Origin of the sequence: Paenibacillus koleovorans NBRC 103111 (assembly GCF_004000845.1) — a bacterium.
Lineage (GTDB): Bacteria > Bacillota > Bacilli > Paenibacillales > NBRC-103111 > Paenibacillus_AA > Paenibacillus_AA koleovorans.
Genome location: NZ_BIMA01000223.1, coordinates 1 through 2,794 on the forward strand (window position 1 = coordinate 1; position 2,794 = coordinate 2,794).

Here is a 2,794-nt window from a genome sequence, read left to right on the forward strand (position 1 = left end):
CAGCACCAGTACAATCAGCAGCACCAATTCAACCAGCAGCACCAGTACAACCAGCAGCACCAGTACAACCAGCAGCACCGGTACACACGACAGCACACATACAATCAACAGCACCAGTACCCTTTTCCACACCACCGGCACCTACAACTATATTCTCGCCAGCACCAATCCCAGATCAACAGCCGCAGGCGGAGCAGGCTCATACCCATACTCCGCCTCAACCGCAACAGCTGCAGCTGCAGCAGCCAACCCAGAACCAGCAACAGCCGCAAAACGGCTTGCAGATCCAAACAACCCCAGTCGCCGCAGGCGCTCCGGTTCCCGGCTTCTAGCTACGCAAGCATACATAGTGCCTTAAACCCCGTTCGATCCTAGATCGTACGGGGTTCTTTAGGTCATTTAGATTTATTCCGCCCCGCATAAGTTTAAATCATAAGAAAGGCCCCGAATCGCCATCCTAAGGAATAAGACTACCAATGCAACCACGGAAAGGGAGGTTCCCCATGGATACGATCATCAACATGTTCTCGGGATACGGCTTGTCCATTCTGCTCGTCCTGCTGGTGCTCTTCGCCATCCGGTTCGTCTATAAGCGCAAAGAGAAGTTCAAGCACAACCGGTTCGAATAGCCTCGGTCTGGAACAGCCAGCGACAAGCGCAAAGCCAACCGGCACTATGACCGGTCGGCTCCACTAAATCGCCGCTTATTGCGGAGGCTGAATTTCGCGCACGCTCAGCCACTTGAAGTCCACGTCATCCGCGCTGTCCCAACGGAATGTGGCAATCGGGCCTCCCCAAGTAATCGCTTGGTCCGGAGCGATTCCGTTATGAGCCGCATCGCCCCAACCATTCCCCGTGTAATCAATAACGGTGTGAATTTCAGTCCAAGTCACTTTGTCTGCGTTGTTGTTCAGATACTGCTTCAACATAACCTTAGTGACACCGTTTTCAACATAGTTATACATGACTACCTTGAAGCCTACCCAGCGTCCTGTCAATGCAGTCGTTACCGTTCCGGCAGATTTCCAAGGGGCATAATTGACATGGTACTGCTCCTTGCCCCATTTGGAAACGCCGTTAAAGTGGAGCGAGCCTTTATAGGCTGTGCCTTCCCATCCATCACCCTCAGAAGGATGTTTGCCTCCCCGTGCGTACCAGTCGAAGTTATCGCCCGAATCAGTTGCGTGATTCAACCGGACAAATCCGGTCATCTCGATGTTTTTCCAGTCTCCGGCATCCTGCATATAACCTTTGACTGCCAAAGCATCCTGATTGTAGGTGGTGATGTTCTCCGGGTGGTATCCGCTTGCTGTAAAGACGTTCATACGAGTTTTTGCTTTCTCCTTATGCCATGACTCGATGACCGAGCCATTGTAGTTAGGAGTGATTGTGCCTTGCGGATCGAAGCGGGAGTCGGAATTCGGATTGGACATGTTCATAAACCATTCGTCCCCGCCCACTTTGGTTGGGTACTTTTTCGTAATACCGAATGGGTCAACGGTTGGAGTAGGAGTCGGTGTCGGTGTTGGCGTAGGTGTTGGGGTTGGGGTTGGCGTAGGAGTCGGTGTAGGAGTCGGTGTTGAGCCGCCTGGGGTACCCCAAATTTCCACCTCGGTGAAGCTGTTCCACAGGTTCGTAGAATTGCCTTTGCCGACAATTCGGACATATTGAGCTACTGCATCGGTAAAGTTGAACGTCTGCAAGCCGGTGTTGGTCGTGCTCGTGTAAGCGCTGCTGGATTGGTTCGTCAGAACAGTCGTCCAAGTGCTGTTGTTGGTGGAGAGTTGGACGTCGAAGGTGGACGTTCTTGGAGTGGAGGAACCGCTGTAGAAAGCAATTTTAACCAGGTCTATCGTCGCGCTGCTGCCCAAATTGTAAGTAATGGAGGCCGGATTGCCTTCGCCGGACCAGCGAGTGCCGAAGTTCCCATCGATCGTGTTCGCAGCTACGTTACCGTCGTCCGTAGTAGCCGAGACGGTGGACACGCTAAGCTTTTGGGTGGAGCTGACCTCTCCCCAAATCTCAACTTCTCTGAAGCTGTTCCAAGCATTGTCCGTATTGCCATGGCCAACGATTCTAACGTACCGAGCCGTCGCATCGGTAAAATCAAACGTCTGCAAGCCGGTGCTGCTGCTAGTGTAAGAGCTGCTGGACTGATTGGTCACTACATTCGTCCAGTTGCTGTTGTCGGTGGAGAGCTGAATGTCGAAGATGGATTGTCTAGGTGAGGAAGAAGCGCTGTAGAAGGAGATTTTAACCAAGTCGATGGTAGCATTGCTCGGGAGGGTAAAGGTGATCGATTGCTCCCCCTCCGCGGACCAGCGTGTGCCGGAATTCCCGTCAATCGCGTTGGCCGGCACATTGCCGTCATTGGCTGTGGCGGTGACCGACGACACCGTCAATTTGGAGGAAACCGCCAGTACAGGCATCGCGTTCATAATCAGAAAGGCAAGCATCAGACTGACTAGGAGCGCTGAAATCACTTTTTTACTTTTTTTCATTAATCAAGTTCAACTCCTCTTCTAAAGTTGTGAAGCAAGGTCCCATCAAGCAGATCGTGATGTTCCTCGTCCCGTATTCGGTACCCTAACCATCTCCTTTTACAATCGGTTCATATGCACTCCTATCATGATTTATAGCAGCGGTTCGCGGCAATTCACACTATTGTGAATATATCCCAGTATTTCATATTAACCGAAGAATCGATTAGTTGTCGCAGAATTGACTATCGAGGCGAGCATAGTAAGAAAGACCGTCCTACGGACGGTCCTCTGGCGTAAGTGTTCAGTTGGTG

At 51.6% G+C, this 2,794-nt stretch carries 2 protein-coding genes; one reads left to right on the top strand and one right to left on the bottom strand.

Annotated features, from left to right (window positions below; all coding sequences use genetic code 11):
- Nucleotides 1-503 precede the first annotated feature (503 nt).
- Nucleotides 504-629: a hypothetical protein gene (locus tag PKO02S_RS33730; RefSeq protein ID WP_281280494.1), complete on the top strand. Its 126-nt coding sequence runs from the start codon at nucleotides 504-506 to the stop codon at nucleotides 627-629.
- Nucleotides 630-704: 75 nt separating this feature from the next.
- Here the strand turns inward: PKO02S_RS33730 and PKO02S_RS31770 are convergent, their stop codons facing one another.
- Nucleotides 705-2,501 carry a discoidin domain-containing protein gene (locus PKO02S_RS31770; RefSeq protein WP_127589268.1) on the bottom strand — a complete coding sequence of 599 codons (1,797 nt, stop codon included), beginning with the start codon at nucleotides 2,499-2,501 and terminating at the stop codon, nucleotides 705-707.
- Nucleotides 2,502-2,794: the final 293 nt, after the last annotated feature.